This window comes from Senegalimassilia faecalis (assembly GCF_004135645.1).
GTDB lineage: Bacteria > Actinomycetota > Coriobacteriia > Coriobacteriales > Eggerthellaceae > Senegalimassilia > Senegalimassilia faecalis.
The window spans coordinates 1,361,489-1,386,742 of the sequence record NZ_SDPW01000001.1; the positions used below are offsets into that span (position 1 = coordinate 1,361,489).

24 protein-coding genes and 1 other RNA gene are annotated in these 25,254 nt (G+C 61.2%); 23 read left to right on the top strand and 2 right to left on the bottom strand.

Going from position 1 to position 25,254, the window contains the following annotated elements; all coding sequences use genetic code 11:
* Window positions 1–85 precede the first annotated feature (85 nt).
* The 11 genes from ET524_RS05665 (at window position 86) to ET524_RS05715 (ending at window position 10,749) form a co-directional block, all read left to right on the top strand.
* Window positions 86–796: a cytochrome c3 family protein gene (locus ET524_RS05665; RefSeq protein ID WP_129423969.1), complete on the top strand. Its 711-nt coding sequence runs from the start codon at window positions 86–88 to the stop codon at window positions 794–796.
* A 162-nt stretch (window positions 797–958) separates the two neighbouring features.
* Window positions 959–1,624, top strand: coding sequence for a cytochrome c maturation protein CcmE domain-containing protein (locus ET524_RS05670; RefSeq protein ID WP_129423971.1), 666 nt, complete (start codon window positions 959–961; stop codon window positions 1,622–1,624).
* Window positions 1,625–1,642: 18 nt separating this feature from the next.
* Window positions 1,643–3,850, top strand: coding sequence for a heme lyase CcmF/NrfE family subunit (locus tag ET524_RS05675; RefSeq protein WP_129423973.1), 2,208 nt, complete (start codon window positions 1,643–1,645; stop codon window positions 3,848–3,850).
* A gap of 101 nt (window positions 3,851–3,951) precedes the next feature.
* Window positions 3,952–4,671 carry an ABC transporter ATP-binding protein gene (locus tag ET524_RS05680; protein WP_129423975.1) on the top strand — a complete coding sequence of 240 codons (720 nt, stop codon included), beginning with the start codon at window positions 3,952–3,954 and terminating at the stop codon, window positions 4,669–4,671.
* The gene (locus ET524_RS05685) at window positions 4,672–5,430 is read left to right on the top strand and encodes a heme exporter protein CcmB (protein WP_129423977.1); all 759 of its coding nucleotides are present in this window, start codon (window positions 4,672–4,674) and stop codon (window positions 5,428–5,430) included.
* Between the two features lie 186 nt (window positions 5,431–5,616).
* Window positions 5,617–6,393 carry a cytochrome c biogenesis protein gene (gene ccsA, locus ET524_RS05690; RefSeq protein WP_129423979.1) on the top strand — a complete coding sequence of 259 codons (777 nt, stop codon included), beginning with the start codon at window positions 5,617–5,619 and terminating at the stop codon, window positions 6,391–6,393.
* A 90-nt stretch (window positions 6,394–6,483) separates the two neighbouring features.
* A complete protein-coding gene (locus ET524_RS05695) occupies window positions 6,484–6,669 on the top strand; it encodes a hypothetical protein (RefSeq protein ID WP_129423981.1) in 186 nt (61 codons plus the stop codon).
* Between the two features lie 91 nt (window positions 6,670–6,760).
* Window positions 6,761–7,582 carry a UTP--glucose-1-phosphate uridylyltransferase gene (locus ET524_RS05700; RefSeq protein WP_129423983.1) on the top strand — a complete coding sequence of 274 codons (822 nt, stop codon included), beginning with the start codon at window positions 6,761–6,763 and terminating at the stop codon, window positions 7,580–7,582.
* 1,108 nt (window positions 7,583–8,690) lie between these two features.
* A complete protein-coding gene (locus ET524_RS05705; protein ID WP_129423985.1) occupies window positions 8,691–9,590 on the top strand; it encodes a homocysteine S-methyltransferase family protein in 900 nt (299 codons plus the stop codon).
* 1 nt (window position 9,591) lies between these two features.
* The gene (locus ET524_RS05710; protein ID WP_129423987.1) at window positions 9,592–9,861 is read left to right on the top strand and encodes a hypothetical protein; all 270 of its coding nucleotides are present in this window, start codon (window positions 9,592–9,594) and stop codon (window positions 9,859–9,861) included.
* Window positions 9,862–9,978: 117 nt separating this feature from the next.
* On the top strand, window positions 9,979–10,749 hold the full coding sequence (locus ET524_RS05715; protein ID WP_129423989.1) for a mechanosensitive ion channel family protein: 771 nt from the start codon (window positions 9,979–9,981) through the stop codon (window positions 10,747–10,749).
* Window positions 10,750–10,817: 68 nt separating this feature from the next.
* On the opposite strand, the gene ET524_RS05720 is transcribed toward ET524_RS05715, so the two are convergent.
* Window positions 10,818–11,030 carry a TOBE domain-containing protein gene (locus ET524_RS05720; protein ID WP_129423991.1) on the bottom strand — a complete coding sequence of 71 codons (213 nt, stop codon included), beginning with the start codon at window positions 11,028–11,030 and terminating at the stop codon, window positions 10,818–10,820.
* 335 nt (window positions 11,031–11,365) lie between these two features.
* Between ET524_RS05720 and ET524_RS05725 the strand changes: the two genes are divergently transcribed.
* From ET524_RS05725 to ET524_RS05760, 8 genes are all read left to right on the top strand, one after another.
* Window positions 11,366–12,322 carry a phosphate ABC transporter substrate-binding protein PstS family protein gene (locus ET524_RS05725; RefSeq protein ID WP_129423993.1) on the top strand — a complete coding sequence of 319 codons (957 nt, stop codon included), beginning with the start codon at window positions 11,366–11,368 and terminating at the stop codon, window positions 12,320–12,322.
* 58 nt (window positions 12,323–12,380) lie between these two features.
* Window positions 12,381–13,298: a phosphate ABC transporter permease subunit PstC gene (pstC, locus tag ET524_RS05730; RefSeq protein WP_129423995.1), complete on the top strand. Its 918-nt coding sequence runs from the start codon at window positions 12,381–12,383 to the stop codon at window positions 13,296–13,298.
* Window positions 13,291–14,208, top strand: a complete 918-nt coding sequence (gene pstA, locus ET524_RS05735) for a phosphate ABC transporter permease PstA (RefSeq protein ID WP_236648265.1) — start codon at window positions 13,291–13,293, stop codon at window positions 14,206–14,208. The genes pstC and pstA overlap by 8 nt, the downstream gene beginning before the upstream one ends.
* Complete coding sequence (locus ET524_RS05740) at window positions 14,205–15,017, top strand: phosphate ABC transporter ATP-binding protein (protein WP_129423997.1); 813 nt, start codon at window positions 14,205–14,207, stop codon at window positions 15,015–15,017. Before pstA ends, ET524_RS05740 begins: the two co-directional genes overlap by 4 nt.
* Window positions 15,018–15,020: 3 nt before the next feature.
* The gene (gene pstB / locus ET524_RS05745) at window positions 15,021–15,830 is read left to right on the top strand and encodes a phosphate ABC transporter ATP-binding protein PstB (protein WP_201738690.1); all 810 of its coding nucleotides are present in this window, start codon (window positions 15,021–15,023) and stop codon (window positions 15,828–15,830) included.
* Window positions 15,830–16,504, top strand: a complete 675-nt coding sequence (locus tag ET524_RS05750; protein ID WP_236648266.1) for a phosphate signaling complex PhoU family protein — start codon at window positions 15,830–15,832, stop codon at window positions 16,502–16,504. The genes pstB and ET524_RS05750 overlap by 1 nt, the downstream gene beginning before the upstream one ends.
* 64 nt (window positions 16,505–16,568) lie before the next feature.
* Window positions 16,569–17,261, top strand: a complete 693-nt coding sequence (locus ET524_RS05755; RefSeq protein ID WP_129423999.1) for a response regulator transcription factor — start codon at window positions 16,569–16,571, stop codon at window positions 17,259–17,261.
* Window positions 17,262–17,270: 9 nt separating this feature from the next.
* Complete coding sequence (locus ET524_RS05760; protein ID WP_129424001.1) at window positions 17,271–18,704, top strand: sensor histidine kinase; 1,434 nt, start codon at window positions 17,271–17,273, stop codon at window positions 18,702–18,704.
* Between the two features lie 17 nt (window positions 18,705–18,721).
* Here ET524_RS05760 and ssrS read toward each other — a convergent pair.
* A non-coding RNA gene (ssrS, locus tag ET524_RS05765) (6S RNA) lies at window positions 18,722–18,896 on the bottom strand.
* A 202-nt stretch (window positions 18,897–19,098) separates the two neighbouring features.
* Between ssrS and ET524_RS05770 the strand changes: the two genes are divergently transcribed.
* The 4 genes from ET524_RS05770 (at window position 19,099) to alaS (ending at window position 25,219) form a co-directional block, all read left to right on the top strand.
* Window positions 19,099–20,490, top strand: a complete 1,392-nt coding sequence (locus ET524_RS05770) for a replication-associated recombination protein A (protein WP_129424003.1) — start codon at window positions 19,099–19,101, stop codon at window positions 20,488–20,490.
* 118 nt (window positions 20,491–20,608) lie between these two features.
* Complete coding sequence (locus ET524_RS05775; protein ID WP_201738691.1) at window positions 20,609–21,220, top strand: DUF948 domain-containing protein; 612 nt, start codon at window positions 20,609–20,611, stop codon at window positions 21,218–21,220.
* Window positions 21,221–21,253: 33 nt separating this feature from the next.
* Complete coding sequence (locus ET524_RS05780) at window positions 21,254–22,528, top strand: AI-2E family transporter (protein WP_201738692.1); 1,275 nt, start codon at window positions 21,254–21,256, stop codon at window positions 22,526–22,528.
* Window positions 22,529–22,585: 57 nt separating this feature from the next.
* On the top strand, window positions 22,586–25,219 hold the full coding sequence (gene alaS / locus ET524_RS05785) for an alanine--tRNA ligase (protein WP_129424005.1): 2,634 nt from the start codon (window positions 22,586–22,588) through the stop codon (window positions 25,217–25,219).
* Window positions 25,220–25,254 lie beyond the last annotated feature (35 nt).

A 25,254-nucleotide genomic window follows, 5' to 3' on the forward strand; every position in this document is an offset into this window, starting at 1 on the left:
TCCGCTGCAGCGCTTCGGCAGGTTGCGCATCGAAGCGAAACCGCTGTAAAGTTCGAACCTTTTTGGGAAAGGAGGTTCCGCGTATATGAGCAAGCAAGAGGCAAACGGCGGCATGGCGCCGTCGAAGAAACGCAAGACGGACCGCAGGTGGCCCATCGTGGCTGCGGTGGTTGCGGTGGTGGTTGTCGTTGCCGGCGGAGGGTTCTGGGTATGGCACGAGCAGCCCAGTTTCTGCAACGCTATCTGTCACACGCCGATGGACCCTTACGTTGCGGCGTTCGATCAGCAGCCGGGCACGGCAGGCGTGGACAAGTGGGGCAACGAAGTGTCGAACACCAGCTCCATGCTGGCCGTGGTGCACGCGGCGTCGAAAAGCGAAGGCGGTGCGGACGCGAACTGCCTGAGCTGCCACAAACCCACCATCGCCCAACAGCTGACCGAGGTGAGCGAGTGGTCTACCGGTAACATGCCCCTGTTCGCCAACGAGGCGTACGGGCTGGTGCTTGGCGAGCGCGACACCGAGCAGCTTGGCGAGTGGCTTGGCCAGGAAGGCGATGCGTTCTGCCTGAACGAGGCGTGCCACAACATAACTCGCCAGGACTTGGTGAAGAAGACGGCACGCTTTGGCGAGCGCAATCCGCACATGGCCATGCACGGCCAGCAGCGCGATTGCGGCGATTGCCACAAGGCGCACCGCGCTTCGGTGAACGCGTGCAGCCAGTGCCACGAGGATGCTCCCATCCCCGATGGTTGGCTGACATACGACCAAGCGCAGGAAACAGCGCAGCGCGCATAGGGTGCGTGTGAGGGGGGGAAGGGTCGCGAACGCGGCCCTTTCTTCGGTAAACGGGTGGTTTAGCGGTGTAAATTACACTATCTGGGTGATAGCGCGCCCATTTCGTTTTCGATAAGGTTAGCATTCGGAATTAGCCTTGAACGGACGGAAAAGGGAGGGTTTGTGAATACGAAGACGAAGCGCCGCATGATTGCCGTGACTGGCATCATCGTTATCGTGCTTATCGTGATCTTGGCGGTTGTCGGCAGCTCGGGCGCCGCGAAGTCGGCCACTATCGCCGACGCGCTTGCCGGCAAGTATCCGGACCAGAAGATTCAGGTCACGGGCAACGTGGTGGAAAACTCCTACGCCACGAACGACAACGTCCTGACGTTCGCCATCTACGACAAGGACGGCAACCCCACCGAACAGCTTAACGTCCGTTACGAAGGCGGCGTGTCGGCCACGTTCGGCAACGACGTCACCGCCATCTGCACGGGTAAGATTGCCGAAGACGGTGTGCTGCATGCCACGGAGCTGGTGACGAAGTGCCCCTCGAAGTACGAGAACGCGTCGAACGCGCTGACCATCGAAAGCCTGCTTGGCTACGGCGAGTCGGTGTACGACAAGCCGGTGAAGGTTTCGGGCACGGTGCAGGCGGGCTCGCTGAAGGCAGCGGGCGCGGGCGATCGTTTTGTGCTGGCAGACCCTGATTCCGACAAGACGCTTCCCGTTGCATTCGACGGCGCGCTGTCTGACGAGATTGCCGAGGGAAGCTCGCTGGTGGTTACCGGCAGCCTGTCGGCAGATGGCAAGTTCACCGCCACCGACGTGGCGCTTGAAGGCTAAGCAGAAAGGTAACGTTTCATGTCTACTATCGGCCTGATGGGCTTGCTGGTGGCGTTTGCCGGCGTGGCCGTTTCGGTGCTGTGCCTGCTTGTGGGCGCCATCCTTGGCCGCAAGCAGGAAAGCTCGCTTGCGGAAACCCTCACGTGGGGCGGCCATGTTGCTTCCATCCTGACCACCATCGCGCTGACCGTGTGCTGCGGCATTCTGGTGTACTGCTTCTTTGCAGGCGATTATTCCATCGAGTACGTGCTGAAGCAGCACAGCAGCGCTGACGGCGCGCTGGGCTGGCTGTACAAGCTGTCCGGTTTGTGGGCTGGCCGCGAGGGCTCGCTGCTGTTCTGGGCGTGGCTTATCAGCGTGTTCAACTCTGTTGTGGCCATCCGCGATCTGAAAAGCCCGCGCAAACTGGATTCCACGGCGCTTATGGTGTCGCAGCTGGTGCTGGCGGCGTTCGTGGGTGTGCTGCTGTTCAGCGAAAGCAATATGCCGTTTACCGTGACGCCGGACAAGTACTACAACTCCAACGGCACGCTGACCAACGCGGCCACCATGCTGGGCATGAACTCGCTGTTGGAGCACTGGGCCATGGCCATTCATCCGCCCACACTGTTCGTGGGTTATGCGGGCTTGACCATTCCGTTCGCGTACGCCATCGCCGCGCTTATCGTGAACGATTCGTCGAAGGAATGGGTGGTGCGCAGCCAGCGCTACGCCTTGTTCTCTTGGCTGTTCCTGGGCATCGGCATCGGCTTGGGCTCCGTGTGGGCTTACGTGGTGCTTGGCTGGGGCGGCTACTGGGGCTGGGACGCCGTGGAAAACGCCAGCTTGCTTTCGTGGCTGGTGGGCGTGGCCTTGATTCACAGCTTCACCGTGTATCGTCAGCGCGGCGCGTTCAAGCGCTGGAGCGTCATGTGCGCCTGCATCACGTTCGCGTTCGTCATCGTGGGCACGTTCATTTCCCGTTCCGGCTTGGTGCAGTCCGTGCACGCGTTTGAGGGCGACCCGGTTTCGCTCGTGCTGTTCGGCGCGCTTATCGTGGTGGCGCTGCTTGCGGGCATCGTGGGCCTGATCGTGCGCTGGAAGAGCTTCGGCCCGGCGGCCGACGGCTCCGACGAGGTGGAGCACCTGCTGTCCAAGGAGGGCGCGTACTACTTCAACAACGTCATCATGGTGGTGTTCGCCACGCTGCTGGCATACCTGACCATCTCCTCGGCGCTGCCCGACTTTCTGCCGTTCGGCGGCCAGACCGTGTCCTCGGGCACGTTCAACGCCATCGCCCGCCCGCTTGGCGTGGTGTACCTGGCAATCCTGGCCATCTGCCCGCTTCTGGCGTGGGGCGCCACGCTGCGCGCGAAGTTCCTGAAGCAGGCGCGCATTCCCGCCATTTGCGCGGTGGTGCTGTTCGTGGTGCTGGCGGTGTACTGGGGCACGTACCTGGTGCCCAGCTACGATGCCATCATCGCTGCCGGCGGAACCACGGCCGAAGAACTGGCAAGCGACGGCCCGGCCTGGTATTACAACGGTTTGGCGCTTGTGGGCTTCTTCGTGGCCAGCGTGCTGTTCTTCAACTCGCTGTTCATGCTTGGCCGCACCATCGGCGCGTACAAGAAGGCGCACGGATGCGGCGCGCTGGCGGCCTTCGGCGGCTGCCTGCGCAACAACGCGGCACGCTTCGGCGGTTTCCTGTCGCACGCGGCCATGGCCGTCATCTTGGTGGGCCTTATCGGCTCGTCCATGTACGTGACGGAGAAGGTGGCCTACATCGGTTACGACGAGTCAACCGACACCGCGGCGGAGAACTTCACCATCAAGGACTACGAGCTTGAGTACACGTCGAACTCCGTGACCGAGGTCAACGGCGGCAACGACATTCTGTACACCGTGAACTACGACGTGTACAAGGATGGCAACTACATCGGCTCGGTTAGCCCCGCCGTGCAGCTGGCGCAGAAAACCCAGCAGCAGAAGCTGGTGGCCAGCGTCATCTCGCTGCCGGGCGAGGACCTGTTCGTGGTGTACCGCGGCGTGAACAACGACGGCGCGTTCTCCATGGACGTGCGCGTCAACCCGCTGATCTCGCTGGTGTGGGTGGGCTTTGGTCTGCTGATGGTGGGCGTGTGCGTGGCCACGTTGGGCCGCCGTCGCGCAAGCCGCAAGCTTACCGACAGCCAGCGCACCGCCGCCGACGCCGCTGCAGGCGAATCGGCCAGCGTGGATGCTGCATAACAGATGAAGCAAGGCGCGGCTGCCGATTCGGCGGCCGCGTTTTGCGCTAGACTAGCGGCAAACTGTTTGATTGCCGGCAGGGACGCGGGAAGGGAGAGCCAGTGGGAGAAGCATCGGCCATTCGCACGAAGAAGCTGTCGAAGGTGTTCGGCACGCGCAAGGCGGTGGACAAGGTTTCCATCGACGTGCCTCAAGGGGCGTTCCTTTCCATTTTCGGCCCGAACGGCGCGGGCAAGACCACGTTGTTGCGCATGCTGTCCACGCTGGCGCGCCCCACGGACGGCTCGGCGCAGCTTATGGGCATCGACCTGAAGGAAGAGCCCGATGCTGCCCGCCAGCACATCGGGCTTATCTCGCACAACGCCATGCTGTATCCCGACCTTACTGCCGAGCAGAACCTGCTTCTGTACGCGAAGCTGTACGGCTTGGCCGACCCGCAAGCGCGTGTGTCGGAGCTTTTGGAGGCCGTGGAGTTGAAGCATCGCCGCCTTGACGTGGTGCGCACGTTCTCGCGCGGCATGACGCAGCGCCTGTCCATTGCCCGCGCGCTTATCCACGACCCCGACGTCGTGTTCCTTGACGAGCCGTATTCGGGCCTTGACCCGCATGCCGTTGATATTTTCGACCAGCTTATCGCCAAGCATCGCGAGGGCCGCACGTTTGTCATGGTCAGCCATGACCTGCAGAAAGGCTTCGACATGTGCACGCACGCGCTGGTGCTGGCGCGCGGGCGCGTGGTGACGTTCGGGCCGAAGGAAGACTTCGACTTCGCCGAGTTTTCCGAACTGTACCGCTCGACCGTTGGAATGGGGGTGGCGTAAATGGCGCGCAAGCAAGCTGCGAAGGCCGCGCCGGCGCGCGTGGGCTCGGTGGCGCTTTCGGTGCCCAGCACGTTCGCGCAGTACAAGACCCTGCTGGCCAAGGACTTGCAGCAGGAGTTCCGCACGAAGGAGATGCTCACGTCCATGGGCATCTATGCGCTGCTGGTGCTTATCGTGTACGGCGCTTCGCTGGGGCAGACCGCGCAGGCAACCGACGTGCTGCAAATCTCCGGCGGCCTTTTGTGGGCGCTTATCGTGTTCACGTCGCTTCTGGGCCTGAACCGCTCGTTTGGGCACGAGAAGGAGCAGGGCTGCATGGAAGGCATTTTGCTGGTGCCTATGGACCGCAGCGTGATCTTCTTGGCGAAAGCCACGTCCAACCTGCTGTTTTTGCTGGTGGTGGAAGTGGTGGCCGTGCCGCTGTTCTGGTTCTTCTTCCTGACCACGGCAACGCCGGGCCCCGATTTCATGCTGATGGTGGCGCCGCTTTTGGTGGGCACTATCGGCGTTGCGGGAATCGGCACGCTGCTTTCCACCATCACCGTGAACACGCGCGGCAAAGATGTTATGCTTGCCGTACTTTTCGTGCCGTTGATTTTCCCGCTGCTGTACGCATGCGCGTCGGCCACCACCGCCGTGGTGGTGGGGTCGGAAGGCTACTTCGACGTGTTCGTGCAGTCGCTGGCGCTTGCCGGCGGCTACGACGTCATCATGCTGCTGCTCAGCTGGGTGCTCTACGACTTTGTTATCTCGGCCTAACGGTTTCGCCGGCCTGTCGGCCGGCGGATCTGCTCGACGCTGTGGCCGCTTGTGGCACGTCGCCTAGCCGTTCAGCTGCACGGGCATGGACGAAAGGCCAATGCCCGCTTGCTTCGCGACTATGCGACGCACCGCAAGCGCCCTCGCTTGCCTTGATTGACCTGCGACTATATCGAAAGGAAGGACATGACGAACAAACCCGTGAAGCTGCCTGAGGCGGGGCAGTGGCCTGACAAGGTGGCGCCGTGGGCGCTGCTTGCGGGCATCGTGTTCTCTACGCTGGGCTTTCTCATGGCGTTTCTGTACGCCGGCCCCGTCAACGGCGCCGCCGTCGACGGCGTGGAGCTGATCGGCGGGCAGATGGTGGCGAACAAGCTGCTGCTGTCCCAGAAAATCTTCTACTTCCACATGCCGGCCGCATGCGTGTCGTTCATCGCCATGGCGTTCGCCTGCTACTACTGCGTGCGTTTTTTGGCCACGAAGAACCAGCGTTTCGACACGTGCGCGAAGGTGGCCATGGAGATCGCGCTGGTGTTCGTCATCATGACCATGATCACCGGCGATTTGTGGACGCGCTTCGAGTGGGGCGTGTGGTGGACGTGGGAGCCGCGCCTGACCACGTACCTAATTCTCATGCTCATCGTCATCGCGTACTTCGTGCTGCGCAACGCCATCGACGAGCCCGAGCGTCGCGGCACGTACGCGGCCGTGCTTGGCATCATCGCAACGGTTGACGTGCCCATCTGCTTCATGATCACGCGCCTGATTCCTTCAAGCATCCACCCCGTGGTGCTGCGTGAAGGCGGCATGAGCGGCGACATGGGCATGACCGTGGGCGTGTGCATGATCGGCCTTCTGCTGGTGGGCTTCGCGCTGTATCGCTTCCGTTTCCGCCAGGTGCGCTTGCAGGAGCGCTTGCAAGCTCTGAAAGACGAGGTCGAGATCCTGGAAGAGGACCGCTAAAGGCGCCGTTTCGTTATGCGGACGCAAAACCCGCTTTCCGCTTGAATGCCCCGGCGCCCGGCGCGCCGCTTACCGCAAAGGAGAATCACCATGAATCCCGTGCTTGTCGAAATCTACAGCACCGTTATCCCGTCCATGCCGTTCATCATCGCTGCATACGCCCTGCTGTGGGCCGTGCTGCTCATCTACGTGTTCGTGTCCATGCGCGGCATGAAGAAAACCGAGCAGCAGATCGCCGTGCTTGAAGAGGCTGTGGCGGAACTGAAGGCCAAATAGCCTGCGTGCTACAATTGCCGAAGCGAATCGACGAGGCGTCGCCTTTGCGCGGCGCCTCGCGTCTATTCCCCCGAAGAAAGGTATGTCCCATATGAAGGCAATCATCCCTGCCGCTGGCCTGGGCTCGCGTTTCCTGCCCGCCACGAAGGCTCAGCCGAAGGAAATGCTGCTTGTTGTCGACCGTCCCGTCATCCAGTGCATCGTGGAAGAGGGCCTGGCATCGGCCGCCGATGAAGTGGTTATCGTGAACAGCCACGACAAGAAGTCCATCGAGGAGCACTTCTCCCCGAACCCCGAGCTTGTAGCTATGCTGCGCGAGCGCGGCAAGGACAAGTACGCCGATGCCGTGGAGCATGCTGGCAACCTTAACGTCAGCTACGTGTACCAGGAAGAGCCGCTTGGCCTGGGCCATGCCGTGCACTGCGCCGCCGAGAAGACGGGCAACGAGCCGTTCTACGTGCTGCTGGGCGACGTGCTGGTGCCCGACAACAAGATGCTGCCCGCCATGCAGAAGGTGTCCGACGAGCACAACGGCGCCTCGGTCATCGCGGTTATGCCCGTGCCCGACGACCAGGTCAATCGCTTCGGCGTTATTGCCGGCTCCGCCATCTCCGACGATGTGTGGAAGATCGACAGCCTGGTGGAGAAGCCCGCGCTCGAAGACGCGCCATCGAACCTGGCCGTGTTCGGCCGCTACCTGCTTTCGCCGCGCGTTATGGAGCTGCTGGCCGAGGTGAAGCCGGGCGTGGGCGGCGAAATCCAGCTGACCGACGCGCTTGATGCAGTGCTCAAGGAAGAGGAAATGTACGCGCTCATCATCGATCCGCAGGACGGCTTCGACACCGGTACCGTGGAAAGCTGGCTTGAGACGAACAACATCCTGTACGAGCGCAAGTACGGCAAGAAGGCATAAGGCCCGCTTTCGAAAATGCTTGGCTCGTAGCGATGCCGTCCGGGTGGGTCCGGGCGGCATCGCTTTTTTGACAGCGAAGGCGAAGGAGAGGGCGCAGATGCGCCGGCTGCCGGGGCCAAGAGGGCGGCGTTGCGCGATGCTGCGGAAACATGCTGCTATCGGCCGATGATGTATTGGGGTGGATGCCGACACGCGCCGGCTTGCGATAGGCGCACGCGCTGATTGCAAGAGGGGAATGCGTCCCGGAAAAAGAATCGGCCCCGGCGGGAGGGGAACTCGCCGGGGCCACAAGGAGGGGATGGACGGTACCACTTCGGAATGGGGTACCGATTCTGCTTAAGGGATAAAGCAGATGCAAACGTTCAAGGAGGGGAACCTTTCGTTTGCTGATACGTAGTATAAGGGTTGACATTGAAGGCGATATGTGAGCGGCGTGCACGTTTTGTGAAACGACCCCTGTTTTTCGTTAAGAATTCGTAAAGCCTATCGGAAATGTAGGGATATGAAGCGCTCTGATGAGCAGTGCAACCTTTCGGCTGTCAGGCGTGTGGCGCAGGCGGTGGATGATTCGGCGTGTTCCGGCCATTCGCTCGGCGAAGCCTGCGAAGAGCTTACTGTACGCTTGAATCAGCTGGCGGCCTCAAACGGCGGTTTGCCATGAAAAGGAAGCGAGCCGCCGGCAAGGGGGTTGCCGGCGGCTCTGAAGAGGAGGGGAGGAGCGACGCTTGCATTCAAGCGCCGCGAACTGCTATGGGAAGCAGGCAAGCGGCGGAAAGGGGATGTCCCGCTTACAGGTATTACTATAACGGCGGGTCTTGAAATGCGCGTGTGCCGCGGGTGACTTTGGGATGATTCGCGCGTGAACGGTTGGTGAATACCCAGGTCGCGCCGTTACCTTTTCGTTGCCATTTTCTTCCCGGTGGAGAAAATGGCCAGCATTTTCCCAGGTAAGAAGCAAGATTTGTTGCGTTGCCAAACGTGATGCACCTGTGAGGAGACCCTCGGTTCGCTTTGCCCGCGCTCGCGCATCGTTTATGTGCGCCCGCGCCGCGCGGCGCATCGCGCAGGCGGCCTTTGGTATCATGGACGGCGTCGAAAGGATATTCCCATGCCTGATATTCAGTTGCGGTTTCACCGCGATATGTTGGTGCTTTCCAGCCCTGTTGCGCCCGTGCTTGCCCGCCAGGGTTTCACGGAGGCAGGCGACGTCGAGTACGCTACGCTTATGGAGCCGGAAGCCGTTGAAGATGCGCTGCGCTTGAACCTGGTTGCCGGCGCGCAGTGCCTGGTCACCGAAACGGCGGGCATGACCCCGGCGCGCTTGGCGCACCATGGCATGGCCGACCGCATGCCCGAGCTTGTGAAGGCCGCGCTGGACACGGCGAACAAGCTGCGTCCGCAGCACGTGCTGGTGGAAATCGGCCCGTGCGGGTTGCCGCTTGACCCTTCCAGCAAAGCTTCGCTCAACGAAAACCGTGATCAGTATGCACGTGCGGCGCGTGCGTGCGAGGGCATGCAGCTTGACGCGTTCTTCTTGAACGGATTTGCCAACCCCAGCGACCTGAAGTGCGCGCTTATGGGCGTGCGCCAGGTCAGCGGCCTGCCGGTGTTCGCATCGGTGGACGTTGCGGCGGACGGCACGCTTGCCGACGGCCGCTCGACGTTTGCCGAGGCCCTTTCGGTCATGGCAGAATTCGAGGCCAGCGTGGCGGGTTTCTCCACGAAGGCCCCGCTTGCGGATGCGTGCGCGCTTGCAAAGCAGGCGGCAACCACGCCGCTGCCCGTGCTTGCGCAGCTTGACGTTGTGCGCCACGACCCCAAGCAAGGCCAGGCCACGGAGGAGAACCCCTATTACTGCCCCGATGTTGCGGTGGATGCCGCCCTGGCGCTGCGTGCGGCTGGTGCGCAATTCCTGCGCGCAACCGGCGCTGCCACGCCGGCGTATGCCGGCGCGCTTGCTGCCGCCGTCGACGGCACTGATGCGCATCGCCCGGACGTGGAGCTGTAGCATGGCGGCTAACCCGCGCACCAACACCATGCGCAGCGAGCATTACGGCCAGCTGCAGCGCGTCATCGACGCGGTGTTCGCCGATGGGCGCAAGTTCGTTCGCCGGCTTGACGTGGTGGTTGTGGCCGAATCGTTCGACCTGCCCGACGACCTTAACGAGATCATCGGCTTGCTGCCGCCGTCCACGTTCACGCGTCAGCGCCTGTGCGACCAGCTGAACTCCGCCATCGGCGGCCACGCATGGGGCCAGGTGTACGGAACTGTCGAATAGCCCCAGGCGGCAAAGGCCATCGTGCGCTTGCTGGCGGTTTTGTGCCGGCGCCTATAACTCACGTAATCGTGCCCGCAGCGTTTGCCTGCGGGCATTGCTTTCCCGAAAGGTTGGTTCATGGAAGATTTCGAGCACACCATCAGTCGCTTTGTGGGAAGCGAGTGGCTGGGCACGCTGATCACGGCGGTGCTCATCCTCACGCTGACGGCGGTGGTGGGGCATCTGCTCACGAAGTTTCTGCGCAAGGTGCTGAACTACTCGGACGAGTTGCCGTCGTCGTCGATCTTCATCAACATCGGCCGCGCCATCGTGTGGGTGGTGGGCGGCTCGGTCATGCTGTCCACCTGTTTCGGCATCGATGTTTCGGCGGCCATCACGGCGCTGGGCATTGGCGGTATTGCCATCTCGTTGGGCTTTCAGGACACCATCTCCAACCTTATCGGTGGCGTGCAGGTAAGCTTGCTGCGCATTGTGACGCCGGGCGACAACATCTCCATCGGTGGCTCGAAAGGCGTGGTGAAGGACGTGAGCTGGCGCCACACCACCATCACGAACGCCAAAGGCGAAACGGCGGTTATCCCGAACTCCGTCATTAACAAGAATTCGCTGACGCACTTGCCGCCAACGGGCAAGGTGGTGCTGACGCTGGTGGTGGAAGGCAACGGCGAAAATCTTGACGCGGTCGCGTCGAAAATGGAAGCCGCGGCGCTTGAGGCCGCGCGCAAGGTGGGCGTGGTGGAAAAGCCGCCGCGCATGTGGTTTACCGAAGCCACCGACGCGGGCTTCGTCGGCGATTTGATCTTCACCATGGAAGACGGCTCCACGGCCGCGGAGGCCAAAGACGCGGTGCTGCGCGCGGTGGCGCCGTTCACCAGGCACGGCGCCTAGCAGCAACGAATACCGGCGGAATAGGAAGCGGGGGACCCTGGCTTGTCAGGGTCCCCCGCTTTGCTTTGCTAGTCGTCGATGCCGATCATGACATCCGAGGCTTTCACCACGGCGTACGCTTGCTGGCCTACGCGCAGGTCCAAGTCCTTAAGCGCTTGGATGGAGATGCTTGACGTGACAAGCTGCCCGTCGGGAAGCTCGATGATCACGATGGCGTTCACCGCGCCGGGCTGGATGGAAATGACCTCGCCTTTCAACGTGTTGCGTGCTGAAAGCTTCAAAACGTCCCCCTCAATTCGGTATTTTTGTGGCAAGTGTGCCAAGCTTCGAAAGAATGCCTGCTACAGAGCCGTTGCGTGCGCCCTCTCCCTTTAAGCGCATGACAACTTATTGTAGCGTACAAGTGCCGCGCGCGCTTCCGTAAAGCGCGCGTTGTGCCCGCCTGCGTTGTGTAAAGGGCGCGCCGCAGGTTTCGTAAACGCGGCGTAAAACATCGTCAAACCTGCGTCATACCTGTTCATTGCCGCGAAAATTGGCAAGTCAAGCGCGTACCATCCTCCCTTGCAAGCCCGCTTGCTGGGCTTCGATGAAACCATCCGAAGGGAGAAAACGTACTATGCAGGGTTCCTATATCAGCCGCCGTCGCTTCATCGGCATCGCCGGCATGTCCGCATTGGCAGTCGCCGGTTTCGGCCTGACGGGTTGCGGTAGCTCCAACAGCTCCACGGACACCACGTCCGCGGGCACGTCCGGGGCTTCGGCTGAGAAGAAGGCGCTCGCGGGCACCATCACGGCAGTGGGTTCCACCGCGCTGCAGCCGCTGTGCGAGGCCGCGGCCGAGCAGTTCATGCAGGAAAACCCCGGCGTGCAGATTACCGTTCAGGGCGGCGGTTCCGGCCAGGGCATCACGCAGATTACGCAGGGCGCCGTGCAGATCGGCAACTCCGACGTGTTCGCCGAGTCGAAGGTGAAGGATTCCTCCGACCTGACCAAGATCACCGACAACAAGGTGTGCATCGTGGGCATGGGCCCCATCGTGAACTCCGACGTCACCATCGACGACATCAAGCTTGACGACCTCAAGAAGATCTTCATGGGCGAGATCACCAACTGGAGCGAGGTCGGCGGCGCTGACGAGCCGATCACCGTCATCAACCGCGCTTCCGGCTCCGGCACGCGCGCCACGTTCGAGGACGCCGTGCTTGCCGGCGACAAGGTGCCGGACTCCTTCAAGCCGCAGGAGCAGGATTCCTCGGGCACGGCCGCCAAGATGGTTGCCAGCACGCCCGGCGCCATCTCCTACGTGGCGTTCTCCTACTACGACAGCAGCTTCAAGGCGCTGAAGGTCGACGGTGTGGAACCGAACGAGAAGAACGTCGAGGACAACTCCTGGAAGATCTGGTCCTACGAGCACATGTACGTCTCCACGTCTGCCGACGAGGCCACGAAGGCCTTCATCGAGTACATGATGGGCGACGAAGTGCAGGGCGGCCTGGTGGAGCAGCAGGGCTACATCCCCATGTCCGGCATGAAGGTGGAGAAGGACGCTTCCGGCAAGGTCTCCAACAAGTAGTTTGCGAGTTGCATTCGATTCCAGAGTTGACCTCATCATTTGAAAGGAGACGCGCGCAATGGCCTTGATGGCGAAGGCACGCGTCGAGCGGATCGGACAAGGCGTCACGGGCGCGTGCATCGTGCTCGTGGCGCTTCTTGTCGTCACGCTTGTCGCCATGGTCGCCGGGCGCGGTATCGCTACGTTTACCGCCGACGGTATCGACCTCGGTTCGTTTTTGACGGGAACCACGTGGAACCCGCATCAGGATGACGCAAGCGGCATGCCCACGGTGGGCGCGCTGCCCATGATCGCGGGCTCGTTTTCCGTCACGCTGCTGTCCACGCTGTTCGCGCTGCCCATCGCGTTCGGCAGCGCCATCTTCGTGGTGGAGGTGGCGCCGCGCTTCGGGCGCAAAGTGTTCCAGCCGCTGGTGGAGCTTCTGGTGGGCATTCCGTCGGTGGTGTACGGCCTTATCGGCCTGACGATCATCGTGGCCGCCGTGCGCGGCGCGGCCGATGCCATGGGCCAGACCATCACCGGCTTCGGCATTTTCTCAAGCGCCATCGTGCTGGCGGTTATGATTCTGCCCACCATCACCAGCCTGTCCATCGACGCGCTGGCTGCGGTGCCGCAGGAATATCGCGAAGGTAGTTACGCGCTTGGTTGCACGCGTTGGCAAACCATTTGGAACGTGGTGCTGAAGTCCGCGGCGCCGTCGCTGATGACGGCGGTGATTTTGGGCATGACGCGCGCGTTCGGCGAGGCGCTGGCCGTGCAAATGGTCATCGGCAACGCCATCCAAATGCCGTCGGGCCTGTTCACGCCCGCATCAACGCTTACCAGCGTGCTGACCATGGGCATGGGCAACGAAGCTATGGGCACGGTGTACAACGACGTGCTGTGGTCGCTGGCGCTGCTGCTGATGGCCATGTCGCTGGTGTTCATCCTCATCATTCACCTTATCGGCCGAAAGGGGGCGGCAAAGCGTGGCTAACTTCGATATGTCGGCGCATGTGCGCCGCATCAACCGGCAAGACCGCATTGCCACGGGCGTCCTTACGGCCATTGTGGCGTTCGTCATGATCATGCTGGCCGCCATCGTCCTCTACATCCTGGTGGCTGGCGTGCCGAAGCTGTTCGACATCAACTTTTTGACGGGCCGCCCGCAGCAGTTCAAGGAAGGCGGCGGCATCGGCCCCGAGCTGTTCAACAGCTTCTACCTGCTGGTGCTCACGCTGCTTATCAGCGTGCCGCTGTCGCTGGGCGCGGCAATCTTTCTGTCGCAATACGCGCCCGACAACGCGGTTACCGCGGTGGCGAAAACAGCCATCGAAACGCTTTCGAGCTTGCCGTCCATCGTGGTGGGCCTGTTCGGCTTTCTGTTCTTTGTGCTGTACATGGGCTGGGGTTTCTCCGTCATCGCGGGCGCGGTGGCGCTCACCATGTTCAACATCCCCATCTTGGTGCGCGTTATCCAGCAGGCGCTTGAGGACGTGCCGCGCAGCCAGCGCGACGCCGGCCTGGCCATGGGCCTGACGCGTTGGGAAACCACCATCCACGTGCTGCTTCCCGCCGCCATGCCCGCCATTGTCACGGGCGTGGTGCTGTCGGCTGGTCGCGTGTTCGGCGAGGCCGCGGCGCTGATCTTCACGGCCGGCCAGTCGGCCCCGGTGCTTGACTTCACCAACTTCGACCTTTCAAGCCCCGCTTGCCCGTGGAACGTGTTCCGCCCGGCTGAAACGCTGGCCGTGCACATCTGGAAGATCAACAGCGAAGGCGTGGTGCCCGACCTGACGGCCATCTCGAACGGCACGGCCGCCGTGCTGATGGTGTGCATCCTGGCGTTCAACATTTTGGCGCGCGTTGTCGGCAAGTATCTGGAAAGGAGGCTGACGAGCGAATGACGAAGGAAAACGAACTCGCGAACGCTACTGCGCAGGCGTCTGCATCGGGCGAAGCGCTGGTGCGTACGCACGACCTGACCGTGTCCTATGCGGGCAACGAGGCGCTGCATCCCACGTCGCTTTCGTTCTCAGCGGGCCAGGTGACGGCGCTTATCGGGCCTTCGGGTTGCGGCAAGTCCACGTTTCTGCGCTGCTTGAACCTTATGAACCGCGAGATTCCCAAGTGCAAGGTCGGCGGCGAGGTGCTCTACCACGGGCGCAACATCAACACGCGCAAGGAAAACCTGTTCGAGCTGCGTAAATCCATCGGCATGGTATTCCAGCAGCCCACGCCGTTTCGCAAGTCCATCCGCGACAACATCCTGTTCGCGCCGAAGCGCCACGGGCTGGTGCGCGGCAAGGACGAATGCGATGTGCTGGTGGAGGAGAGCCTGCGCGCCGGCGCCTTGTGGGACGAGGTGAAGGACAAGCTCGACCACAGCGCCATGGCGCTTTCCGGCGGCCAGCAGCAGCGCCTGTGCATCGCGCGCACGCTTGCCATGCACCCCGACGTGGTGCTGTTCGACGAACCGTGCAGCGCGCTTGACCCCATCTCCACGTTCGTGGTGGAGGAAACCATCCGCTCCATCGCCGAAGCCGGCATCTGCGCCATCATCGTGACGCACAACATGGAGCAGGCCACGCGCACATCCGACAACACGGCGTTTTTCTACGTGGGCGACATGGTGGAAACCGGCCCCACAAAGCAGCTGTTCAGCCAGCCAAAAGATGCGCGCTTGCAGGATTATCTGATGGGAAGGTTCGGCTGATCCATGACGAATATCGAACAAGGAAGCGAAGCGGTAAGCCCGGCGCAGGCGTCTGGCGTAGACGCGGAGCCCATGATTTCCATTCGCGATTTCAATCTGTGGTACGACGATTTCCAGACGCTGAAAAACATCACGCTCGACATCCCGAAAAACCGTGCTACGGCCTTCATCGGGCCTTCGGGCTGCGGCAAGTCCACATTGCTGCGCACGTTCAACCGCATGTGCGACTTCGTGCCCACGGTGCGCTGCGAAGGCTCCATCAAGCTGGCGGGAACCGACATTTTCGCCGGCGATGCCAACGCGCTGCGCGTGCGGGTGGGCATGGTGTTCCAGCACCCCAACCCGTTCCCTATGAGCATTCGCGACAACATCCTGTACGGCCCGCGTCGCATGGGCAAACTCGGGCGTTCCGAAGCCGATGAGCTGGTGGAACGCTGCCTTATCGACGCCGGGCTGTTCGATGAGGTCAAAGACAAGCTGGGGCAATCGGGCCTGGGGCTTTCCGGCGGCCAGCAGCAGCGCCTGTGCATTGCGCGCGCTTTGGCCACCAAGCCCGAGGTGCTGCTGATGGACGAACCCACCAGCGCGCTCGACCCGCTGTCTACGGCGCTTATCGAGGAGCTGATGGTGCAGTTGGCGCGCGAGCGCACCGTGGTGGTGGTTACGCACAATATGCAGCAGGCCACGCGCGTGGCCGACAAGACGGCGTTTTTCTACCTGGGCGAGCTTATCGAGGCCGGCCCCACGAAGCAGCTGTTCGGCAACCCACGGCAGCAGAAAACGAGAGACTACCTGACAGGAAGGTTCAGCTGATGCAAACGCGTACGAAATATCTCGAGAAGCTGGAAGACCTCAGCGCGCTTTTGGGGCAGCTCGGCGAGAAGTCGGTGCTTGACGTGCGCGCGGTTGGTCGCGCCTTGGCGGGCGAGGAGCAGGCTGCGGAAGGCGTGGCGGCGGGCGACAAGGCAAGCCGTCATTTGCGTTCGGCCATCGAGGATAGGTGCCTTGACATCATGTTGATGCAGCAGCCGCTGGTGGCCGATGATTTGCGCGAGGTAACGGGTGCGTTCCGCATCGTCAGCGACCTGGCGCATATCGAGGAGATGGCGCGCGATGTGGCGTATCTGTCGCAGCAGCTGACGCCGAAGGCAACCTCGCACCTGTCTGACGAGTTTGCGCAGGCCACGGACAAGGTTTCGAACATGGTGGCCCTGGCGGTGAAGGCGTTTGCGGACGCGGACGTTGCGCTTGCGCAGCGCGTGTTCGCTATGGACGACGCCGTGGACGACCTGTACGATCGCTGTGAGCAGGTGATCGTCGAGATGATTCGCGGCGAAAGCTCGGGTGCGCGCCACCTCACGGAGCTTTTAATGGCGGCGAAGTATTTCGAGCGCATGGGCGACGATGCCGAGCGCATTGCCGGTTGGGCAGTTTTCCGCGCAACGGGCGAGCATGCGTTACACTCTGCAGATACGGAAAAAGACTAGCAAAACGCTAGGTCGGGCGCAGCGGCGCAGCGGTGGCGTTTTGGAAACGGTTGAAGGTGCAGCGATGATTTACTATCTAGAAGACGATACCAATATTCGCGACCTGACGGTGTATGCGTTGCGTCAGACGGGGCTTGATGCCGTGGGGTTCGCTAATGCGCGCGATTTCTTCGCCGCTTGCCGTGAAACGCTGCCTGAGCTGGTGCTGCTTGACATCATGCTGCCCGAAATCGACGGCCTTGAGGTGCTGCGCCGCCTGCGTGAAAATCCCGCAACCAAAACGCTGCCCATCATGATGCTTACGGCGAAGGGCACCGAATTCGACAAGGTGACGGGGCTCGACTCGGGCGCCGACGATTACCTGGCGAAGCCGTTCGGCATGATGGAGCTGGTCAGCCGCGTGAACGCGCTGCTGCGTCGCGCGGCAACGCCGACGGTTGCCCCGGGCAACGACTTGGTGTGCGGCCCCGTTGAGCTGCACGTGCTGGCTCACACCGTTGCAGCCGGCGGTTCGCCTGTCGAGTTGACGCTGAAGGAGTTCGACCTGCTGCGCGCGCTGATGCAGAACGAGGGGCGCGTGCTTTCGCGCGGCCAGCTGCTTGAGGACGTGTGGGGCATGACGTTCGTGGGCGAAACGCGCACGGTCGATGTGCACATTCAAACGCTGCGTCAGAAGCTCTCCGCCGCCTGCCCCGGCGCCGACGGACTCATCAAAACGGTGCGCGGCGTGGGCTATTGCATCAAGCGTTCTGAATAGGAACAACCTATGGGACCTTCAAGCGAGCGCCTCAGGAGTCTTTCGGGGCGCATCTTCACAAGCGTGCTCGTGTTCACGCTTGGCATCGTGCTGGTGTTCGCCGTGGCCTTGACCAGCATCTTCTACTACTCGTACGAGTGCGATGCCGAGCAGGCGCTGTCCGAGGCGGCTTCGCGCGCGGCGTCGTATCTTGACGACGCCCCTGCCTCCGACGTTACCACGTTGCTTTCCCAGCAGTTCAGCGGGGTGACGCGCTACACGCTTATCAGCGAAAACGGGCTGGTGCTCTACGATAGCCAGGCAAACGCCGATCAAATGGACAACCATGCGTCGCGCCCTGAGGTTAGCCAGGCCGCCCGCACGGGCGGGGCGGTAAGCATGCGCTATTCTGACACGCTTGGCACCGACACGGTATATGCCGCCGAAAAGCTGTCCGACGGCCGCATCGTGCGCCTTTCGGAAACGCGTCACTCGCTGTTCGCGTTCTTGGGCGAAATGCTCTTGCCCGTTGCGGTGGCGTTGGTCGTGGCTGCCGGCCTGGTGTTTCTGCTTTCGCGCATCCTGACGAAGCACATCATGAAGCCCATCGATGCGCTTGACATGGCCGAGCCGCTTGAGAACGAGATTTACGAGGAAATGGTGCCGCTGCTGCAGCGCATCGACGATCAGCAAACGCTGCTCAAGAAGCAGAACAAAGAGCTTGCCGAGGCCGAATCGATGCGCCGCGACTTCTCCAGCAACGTCAGCCACGAAATGAAAACGCCGCTGCAGGTCATTTCGGGATACGCCGAGCTCATGAAGAACGACATGGTGCTGCCGGGCGATCGCCAGAAGTTCGCGGGCCTTATCTACGACGAGGCCCAGGCGATGCGCGGGCTTATCAACGACGTGCTGACGCTGTCGAAGCTCGACGAAAGCGCGTTCACGCGCGAGGACCTTCCCATCAATGTGCGCGGCGTGGCCGACCGCATGGACGACCGGCTGTCCTCGTTCGCCTCTGACCGGGATGTTTCCGTCAAGGTGGAAGGCGATTCCGCGTTCATCCGCGGCAGCGAGACGCTGGCCGAGGAGATGTTGTACAACCTTATCGAAAACGGCATCCGCTACAACCGCGAAGGCGGCACGGTAAGCGTGCGCGTGTCGCGCCGGCCCGCCCAGGCTGTCGATGTCGTGGCGTTTCGCGAAGAGGGTGCGGAGGGCGTCATCCGCGAATTGGTGGAAGTGCGCGTGTCCGATACGGGGCCAGGTGTTCCGGAGAATATGCGCGAGAAGATTTTCGAGCGCTTCTTCCGCCTGGATAAAAGTCGTTCGAAGGAAACGGGCGGCACGGGCCTTGGCCTGGCCATCGTGAAGCATGCCGTGCAGTATCACCATGGTGTGATTGCCGTTGAGGGCAAGCTTGGCGAGGGAACCACGTTCGTTTTGATGTTCCCCGGCGCGTAGGGCGAAAAAGGGCACAAAAAAGTTCCGCCCCTGGCCGGAAGGATGAACCCACCTCAGTCAAGGTGGGTGCTCGCAGCATGCTTCCCGGCTTTCGTGCCAACGGGTACGAATCTCCGTTCCACAGGCTATCTTGAGCTCCCTCAGAAATAGCATCGGTCCATCGCAAAAGTACGGCGACAAGGGCGGAACCTGTCTTTGAGTATATGAGGCTTCAAGCCAAAGTAAAGTCTTGACACGATCGGCGAAACGTAGCAGAGGGCTACCTTGTTTCGCCGATTGTCTTTGGACGCGTTTGTGTGGCTGCGAAGTTGTTGCCGAGGTTGGAGAATTGCCCGCTAGGCAAACAAACGTTCGCATGGTATCATGGGTGCCCAATCAAGAAGCGAGGTCGGGCATGGACACATTATTCACGGCAATGGAAAACGAGCGGAAACAGCAGGTCGCGCCGCTGGCGGTGCGCATGCGTCCACGCACGCTTGAAGATGTGGTGGGGCAGGCCGACGCTGTGGGCCCGGGCAGCTGGCTGCGCACGGCCATCGAACAGGACAACGTCAGCTCTGTTATTTTGTACGGCCCTGCCGGAACGGGAAAAACGTCCATTGCACACGTTATCGCGGAAACAACGAAAGCGGCGTTTGTGGAGGTTTCCGCTATCGGCGGCACGGTGTCTGATCTGCGCCGTGAAATCGACGCGGCAGAAAAGCGCTTGGCGCTCAACGGCTCGCGCACCATTTTGTTCGTCGACGAGATCCACCGTTTCAACCGCAGCCAGCAAGATGCACTGCTGCATGCGGTTGAGAACCGCGTGGTGGTGTTGGTGGGCGCTACTACAGAAAACCCGTTTTTCGAAGTGAACTCGGCGCTTATCAGCCGTTCGCGCGTGGTGGAGCTGCACGGGCTTTCCGATGGCGATATCGCGCGTTTGGTCGACCGTGCTGTGGCCGACCCGCGCGGGCTTGACGGCTGCTACACGCTTGAGCCTGCGGCGCGCAGCGCCATCGTGCTTTTGGCGGGCGGGGACGGGCGTGCGTCGCTTACCACGCTTGAGCTTGCGGCGGGCATGCAGAAGCCGGGTACGCGCCAAAAGCCTGCGGTTATCACGAAAGCCCAGGTGGAAAGCGCCACGCCACATCGCGCTTTGCCGTACGACAAGAACAAGGATATGCATTACGATATCATATCCGCGTTTATCAAATCCATGCGCGGTTCCGATCCCGATGCGGCGCTGTACTGGCTTGCCCGCATGATCGACGGCGGGGAAGACCCGAAATACATTGCGCGGCGCATGTTCATCCACGCGTCTGAAGACGTTGGCAACGCCGATCCTCAAGCGCTGCTGGTGGCCGAGGCCGCATTCAAGGCTGCCGAGGTCATCGGGTACCCGGAGTGCCGCATCAACCTGGCGCAAGCGGCGGTGTACATTGCGCTTGCGCCGAAAAGCAACGCCGCGGAAGCTGGCATCGACGCCGCGTTGGCTGAGGTGCGCCATGGGCCGAAACGTGATGTGCCCGACTACCTGCGCGATCGTCATCGTCCGGGCTCGGAAAGCTATGGGGAGTATAAGTACCCGCACGACTATCCAGGTGGCTGGGTTGATCAGCGCTATTTGCCGCAGGGCCTTGAACGTGGATGCTTCTACCATCCGTCCGAAAGGGGCTGGGAGGCGTATCGCGTCGAGGCAACGGCGCGCGACCGCGCTCGGGCGGCGCATGCGGCGGCCGTTCGCGCCAAGCAACAGCAACAACAACAGCGGCCGACCGAAGGGCAAAACCCCACGTCCGAGTGATGGTAACCGCTGGGCAACCGCTATGAATGGCCAGTGTAGACGAACGCGCCCAACAGGTAGAATTCTTGCTGGCGTGCTATAGTTGGCGCGGATAACGTGCAGGTAAAGGAGGCGCTCGGTGGAATTCGGCGAGGTTATGGGCATGGTGCTGCCCGTCGTGTACGTGGTGGTCGGCATCGCTTTGATTTGGTTCGTGGTCGAGCTGGTTGTGACGGTGCGTAAAACCCGCGCAACAGTCGACGAGATGAAGCAGCAGCTGGACCCTACGCTTGAAAGCGTGCAGCGCATCACGAAGTCGCTTGAACCCGTGGCTGACAAAGTCGACCCGCTTGTCGACCGCGTGTCTTTGACCGTGGACGCGGCGAATCTGGAAATCATGCGCCTTGATCAAATTCTGGAAGACGTCGGCGAAATTACTGATTCCGCCTCTAATGCGGTCGGTGCGGTTGAAACCGTTACGAACGCCCCTATGGAAATCATGAACAACGTCACGTCGAAGGTACGTGACAAGCTGAAGACGAAGCGCGCAAGCGACGAATCCGTTGCTTTGGGCGAAGCGAAGGCGAAAGCGCAGGCCGCGGCTTTGGCCGGCGCCGCCGATGCAGCTGCGGACAAAGCGGGCAAGCAAGAAGATGCGCCTGCAAGCGAAGCCGCTGCTCAGGCAAAAGAGCTTACGGATGAAGGCCCTGCCTATTTCACGTACGGTCAAGAGGGCGGCAAAGCCGAATAGCACTTCGTTGCATGCATTAAGGGGTTGATTGAGGTGTCGGACAACGCGGATCTTCGCATGGAGAAGACCAAGCGCTGGTTTTTGGTGGTGTGGACGTGCGTGGGCGGCATCTTGCTCACCGGCGTTTTCGTGTACCTCATCAACATCTTAAGCGTTCCGGTTGCCATCCTTCTTTGGACGGTCGTCATTGTGTTTTGTCTGCGCGGCACGGTGAACAAGCTGGAATCGAAAGGGGTGCCGCGCATAGCGGGAACGGCCATCGCATACGTGCTGATGGTGGTTGTCTTGGTGTTGGTGTTCTTCTTGATGTTCTCGCCGGCGTTCGGCTTCGGTGATCAGTTCAGGGATCTGCTTCAAAGCATCCCTGGATACATCAACGATTTGATGAGCTTAGCGAACGGCGTGTATGCCCAATACTCCGACGTATTTCAGAACGATTCCGTGCAAAAGTATCTCAATGATGCGCTTTCCGCCTTGGGTTCGGCAGCGTCGGATGTTGCGCGTCAAAGCGCTACGGGTATGGTTGCCTTTGGTACTGGCCTGGTGAACACATGCATGGCAATAGGCTTTGCGCTGGTCATTGCGTTTTGGATTCTTATCGAGTTGCCCGCCCTTGGTCGCGAAACCATGCGGCTCGCCGGTCCGAATCGTGCCGAGACTATGACCATGCTGCATGTAACGTTCACGCGTGTCATGGGCGGTTACATCAAGGGCACGCTTATTCAGTGCGGCATCATCGGTTTGGGCTGTGGCATTTTGTTCGCCATTCTTGATATTCCCAACTATGCCGCTCTGGGCGTTATCGCGGGTATCTTGAACATTATTCCCATCGTGGGTCCCTGGCTTGGCGGCGCCTTGGCGGCAATTGTCGGCGTGTTCGTCAGTCCTTGGATTGCGGTGGCGGCGCTGGTGGGCACCATCGTCATCCAACAAGTGGTGTACACGTTCGTTTCGCCGAAGATCATGGCGTCTTCCGTTGATATCCACCCCGCATTGACATTGATTGCCTTGATGGCCGGCAGCGCTATCGGTGGCGCCATGAGCGGCTTCACCGGCTCGCTTGTGGGCATGCTGGCATCTATTCCCGCCGTGGCGGTTATGAAGTCCGTTTTCGTGTATTATTTCGAAAAGCATACCGGGCGTCAGCTGGTGGCGGAAGACGGCGTGTTCTTTCAGGGAACGCCAAAATCCGATGGCACGCTCGACCCCATTGCGGACGCCACATCGCCGCATCCGGATATATCGGCGGCAATAGAGCGCGTGAAGGTCGATGGCGGCAAAGGCCCGTTCGGCAAGCGCAAAGGATAGCAATAAGCTCGCACAAGCTGCGGGTATGCAATAAGGCAGAGTTAGAAAGACAGGCACATGAAGTACATGACAAGCGCGGAGATCCGCGAGAAGTACTTGAAATTCTTCGAGGAAAAAGGCTGCAAGCGATTGCCGTCCTCCTCGCTTATCCCCGACGATCCGTCGCTGCTGCTCACCAGCGCCGGCATGGTGCAGTTCAAGCCCTACTTCCTGCATCAAAAGGAGCTTGACCCCACCTACATCGGCACCACCACCGTTCAGAAGTGCGTGCGTACGAACGACATCGACAACATCGGCGATGCCCGTCACCTTTCGTTCTTCGAAATGCTTGGCAACTTCAGCTTCGGCCGCTATTTCAAGAAGGAAATGTGCGCATGGGCCTTCGAGTTCTCCACTGAGGTTCTGGGGCTGCCGAAGGAAAAGCTGTACTTCACCGTCTTCGAAGACGATGACGAAACCATCGAAATCTGGAAGTCTTTGGGCGTTGCCGAAGACCACATCTCCAAGCTTGGCGAAGAGGATAACTTCTGGCGCGCCGGTCCTACCGGTCCGTGCGGTCCGTGCTCCGAGATCTATTTCGATCAGGGTCCCGAGGTTGGCTGCGGCAAGCCCGACTGCAAGCCCGGCTGTGATTGCGACCGCTTCCTCGAGTACTGGAACTGCGTGTTCACACAGTTTGACGGTCAGGAAGACGGCACGCTTGCTCCGCTGCAAACGAAGAACATCGATACCGGCATGGGCCTTGAGCGCATGGCCGCTATCATGCAGGGCGTTACGAACAACTACGACACCGATGTGCTGCGCAGCCTTGTTGCGGTGGGCGAGCGCTTGGCGGGCGTGGAGTACGGCAAGGACGAAGCAGCTGACTTGTGTCTGCGCATCATCGCCGACCACAGCCGTTCGGTCACGTTCATGATTGCCGACGGCATTCTGCCGTCTAACGAGGGCCGCGGCTACGTGCTGCGTCGCTTGCTGCGTCGTGCGGTTATGAAGGGCCACATGCTCGGCCTCGACAAGCCGTTCCTGAATGAGTACGTGGACGAAGTCGTGAAGCTCATGGGCAGCGTGTACCCTGAAATCGTGGAGAACCGTGAGCTTATCCGCGGCATCATCCTGTCCGAGGAAGAGCGCTTCGGCGCCAACCTGCGCCAGGGCCGCGCGTTCCTTTCCGACGCGCTTGATAAGCTTGATGGCACGGTGCTGCCGGGCGATCAAGCATTCACGCTGCATGACACGTACGGCTTTCCGGTCGACATCACGCGCGAGCTGTGCGAAGAGCGTGGAGTTGAGGTTGACATGGATGGCTTCGAGCGTTGCATGGAACAGCAGCGCGAGCGCGCCCGTGCCGCAAACGTGAAGGACGCGGAAGCGGCCTGGAGCACGTACGGCGGCGTGCATGCTGACCTGCTCAAGGAGCTTGGAGCGACGAAGTTCGTCGGTTATCAAGAGCTTTCCGCCCAGGCAACCGTGAAAGCTTTGGTGAAGGATGGCACTCGCGTAAACGAACTTGCTGCTGGTCAGCAGGGCGAGGTTGTGCTTGATGTCACGCCGTTCTACGCCGAAATGGGTGGCGAGGTCGGCGACGCGGGCGTTATCGCTTGCGACGGCGTGAAGGCCGAGGTCATCGACACGAAGGCTCCCGAAAAGGGCCTGGTGTGCCACGTGGTGAAGGTGGTCGAGGGCACGCTGTGCGCTGAACAGGTCGTCACTGCCACCGTGGAAGCCGGTCGCCGCGCTCGCGTTACGCGCAACCACACGGCTACGCACATTCTGCATGCGGCGCTTCGCCAGGTGCTTGGCGAGCATGTGTCCCAGGCAGGCAGTTACGTCGGTCCCGATCGCTTGCGTTTCGACTTCACGCATTTTGCCGCGGTCACGCCCGAGCAGCTGGCCGAAGTTGAGCGCGTTGCGAATGAGTTCATCATGTCTGCTACGCCTACGAACATCTACGAGACGTCGCTTGATGCTGCCCGCGAAGGCGGCGTGACGGCGCTGTTCGGCGAGAAGTACGGCGAGCAGGTGCGCGTTGTCGAGTGCGGCACGTTCTCTCGCGAGCTGTGCGGTGGCTGCCATGTTGCCAATACTGCCGAAATCGGCCTGATGAAGATCACCAGCGAAACAAGCGTCGGCGCGAACGTGCGTCGCATCGAGGCCGTCACCAGCTTTGGCGCGCTTGAATACATCAACAAAGTTGAGTCCGAGCTGAAGGAAACCGCCGAGGAGCTGCGCGTGCCGCTGTTCGACGTGTCCGAACGTACGGCTGCTAACATCAAGCAGCTGCGCGAGTTCGCGAAGAAGGCGAAGCAGAGCAAGGGCATCGTGTCCGACGACAACATTACGAAGCTTGTGGATTCTGCTGTTGCATCTGCTGCTGGCTATCCCGTCATCATCTCTCGCGTGAAAGTTGCCGATGCAGGCGCTCTGCGCAACGGCTGGGATATCTTGCATGCACGTATGCCCAAGCCGGGCGCATGCGTGCTGATCGGCGAGAAAGACGGTAAAGCCGTGCTCATGGCTGCCGGTTCGCCTGAAGCGGTTGAGGCGGGCTTTAACGCTGGTGCCATCATCAAGGCCATTGCCCCTTGCGTGCAGGGCGGTGGCGGTGGCAAGCCTTCCATGGCGCAGGCTGGCGGCAAGAACGCCGCGGGCATCGATGATGCTCTGGAAGCTGCTCGCAAGATGCTGCTGTAGCTTTAGCTTTCGCAATGTGCGCCCCGCAGCAACAA

Coding starts and splice junctions, on each gene's coding strand:
- ET524_RS05675 (WP_129423973.1), top strand. CDS start 1,643: ATGTCTACTATCGGCCTGATGGGCTTGCTGGTGGCGTTTGCCGGCGTG.
- ET524_RS05705 (WP_129423985.1), top strand. CDS start 8,691: ATGCCTGATATTCAGTTGCGGTTTCACCGCGATATGTTGGTGCTTTCC.
- ET524_RS05695 (WP_129423981.1), top strand. CDS start 6,484: ATGAATCCCGTGCTTGTCGAAATCTACAGCACCGTTATCCCGTCCATG.
- ET524_RS05685 (WP_129423977.1), top strand. CDS start 4,672: ATGGCGCGCAAGCAAGCTGCGAAGGCCGCGCCGGCGCGCGTGGGCTCG.
- alaS (WP_129424005.1), top strand. CDS start 22,586: ATGAAGTACATGACAAGCGCGGAGATCCGCGAGAAGTACTTGAAATTC.
- ET524_RS05750 (WP_236648266.1), top strand. CDS start 15,830: ATGCAAACGCGTACGAAATATCTCGAGAAGCTGGAAGACCTCAGCGCG.
- ET524_RS05725 (WP_129423993.1), top strand. CDS start 11,366: ATGCAGGGTTCCTATATCAGCCGCCGTCGCTTCATCGGCATCGCCGGC.
- ET524_RS05770 (WP_129424003.1), top strand. CDS start 19,099: ATGGACACATTATTCACGGCAATGGAAAACGAGCGGAAACAGCAGGTC.
- pstC (WP_129423995.1), top strand. CDS start 12,381: ATGGCCTTGATGGCGAAGGCACGCGTCGAGCGGATCGGACAAGGCGTC.
- ET524_RS05710 (WP_129423987.1), top strand. CDS start 9,592: ATGGCGGCTAACCCGCGCACCAACACCATGCGCAGCGAGCATTACGGC.
- pstB (WP_201738690.1), top strand. CDS start 15,021: ATGACGAATATCGAACAAGGAAGCGAAGCGGTAAGCCCGGCGCAGGCG.
- ET524_RS05760 (WP_129424001.1), top strand. CDS start 17,271: ATGGGACCTTCAAGCGAGCGCCTCAGGAGTCTTTCGGGGCGCATCTTC.
- ET524_RS05715 (WP_129423989.1), top strand. CDS start 9,979: ATGGAAGATTTCGAGCACACCATCAGTCGCTTTGTGGGAAGCGAGTGG.
- ccsA (WP_129423979.1), top strand. CDS start 5,617: ATGACGAACAAACCCGTGAAGCTGCCTGAGGCGGGGCAGTGGCCTGAC.
- ET524_RS05740 (WP_129423997.1), top strand. CDS start 14,205: ATGACGAAGGAAAACGAACTCGCGAACGCTACTGCGCAGGCGTCTGCA.
- ET524_RS05665 (WP_129423969.1), top strand. CDS start 86: ATGAGCAAGCAAGAGGCAAACGGCGGCATGGCGCCGTCGAAGAAACGC.
- ET524_RS05700 (WP_129423983.1), top strand. CDS start 6,761: ATGAAGGCAATCATCCCTGCCGCTGGCCTGGGCTCGCGTTTCCTGCCC.
- ET524_RS05755 (WP_129423999.1), top strand. CDS start 16,569: ATGATTTACTATCTAGAAGACGATACCAATATTCGCGACCTGACGGTG.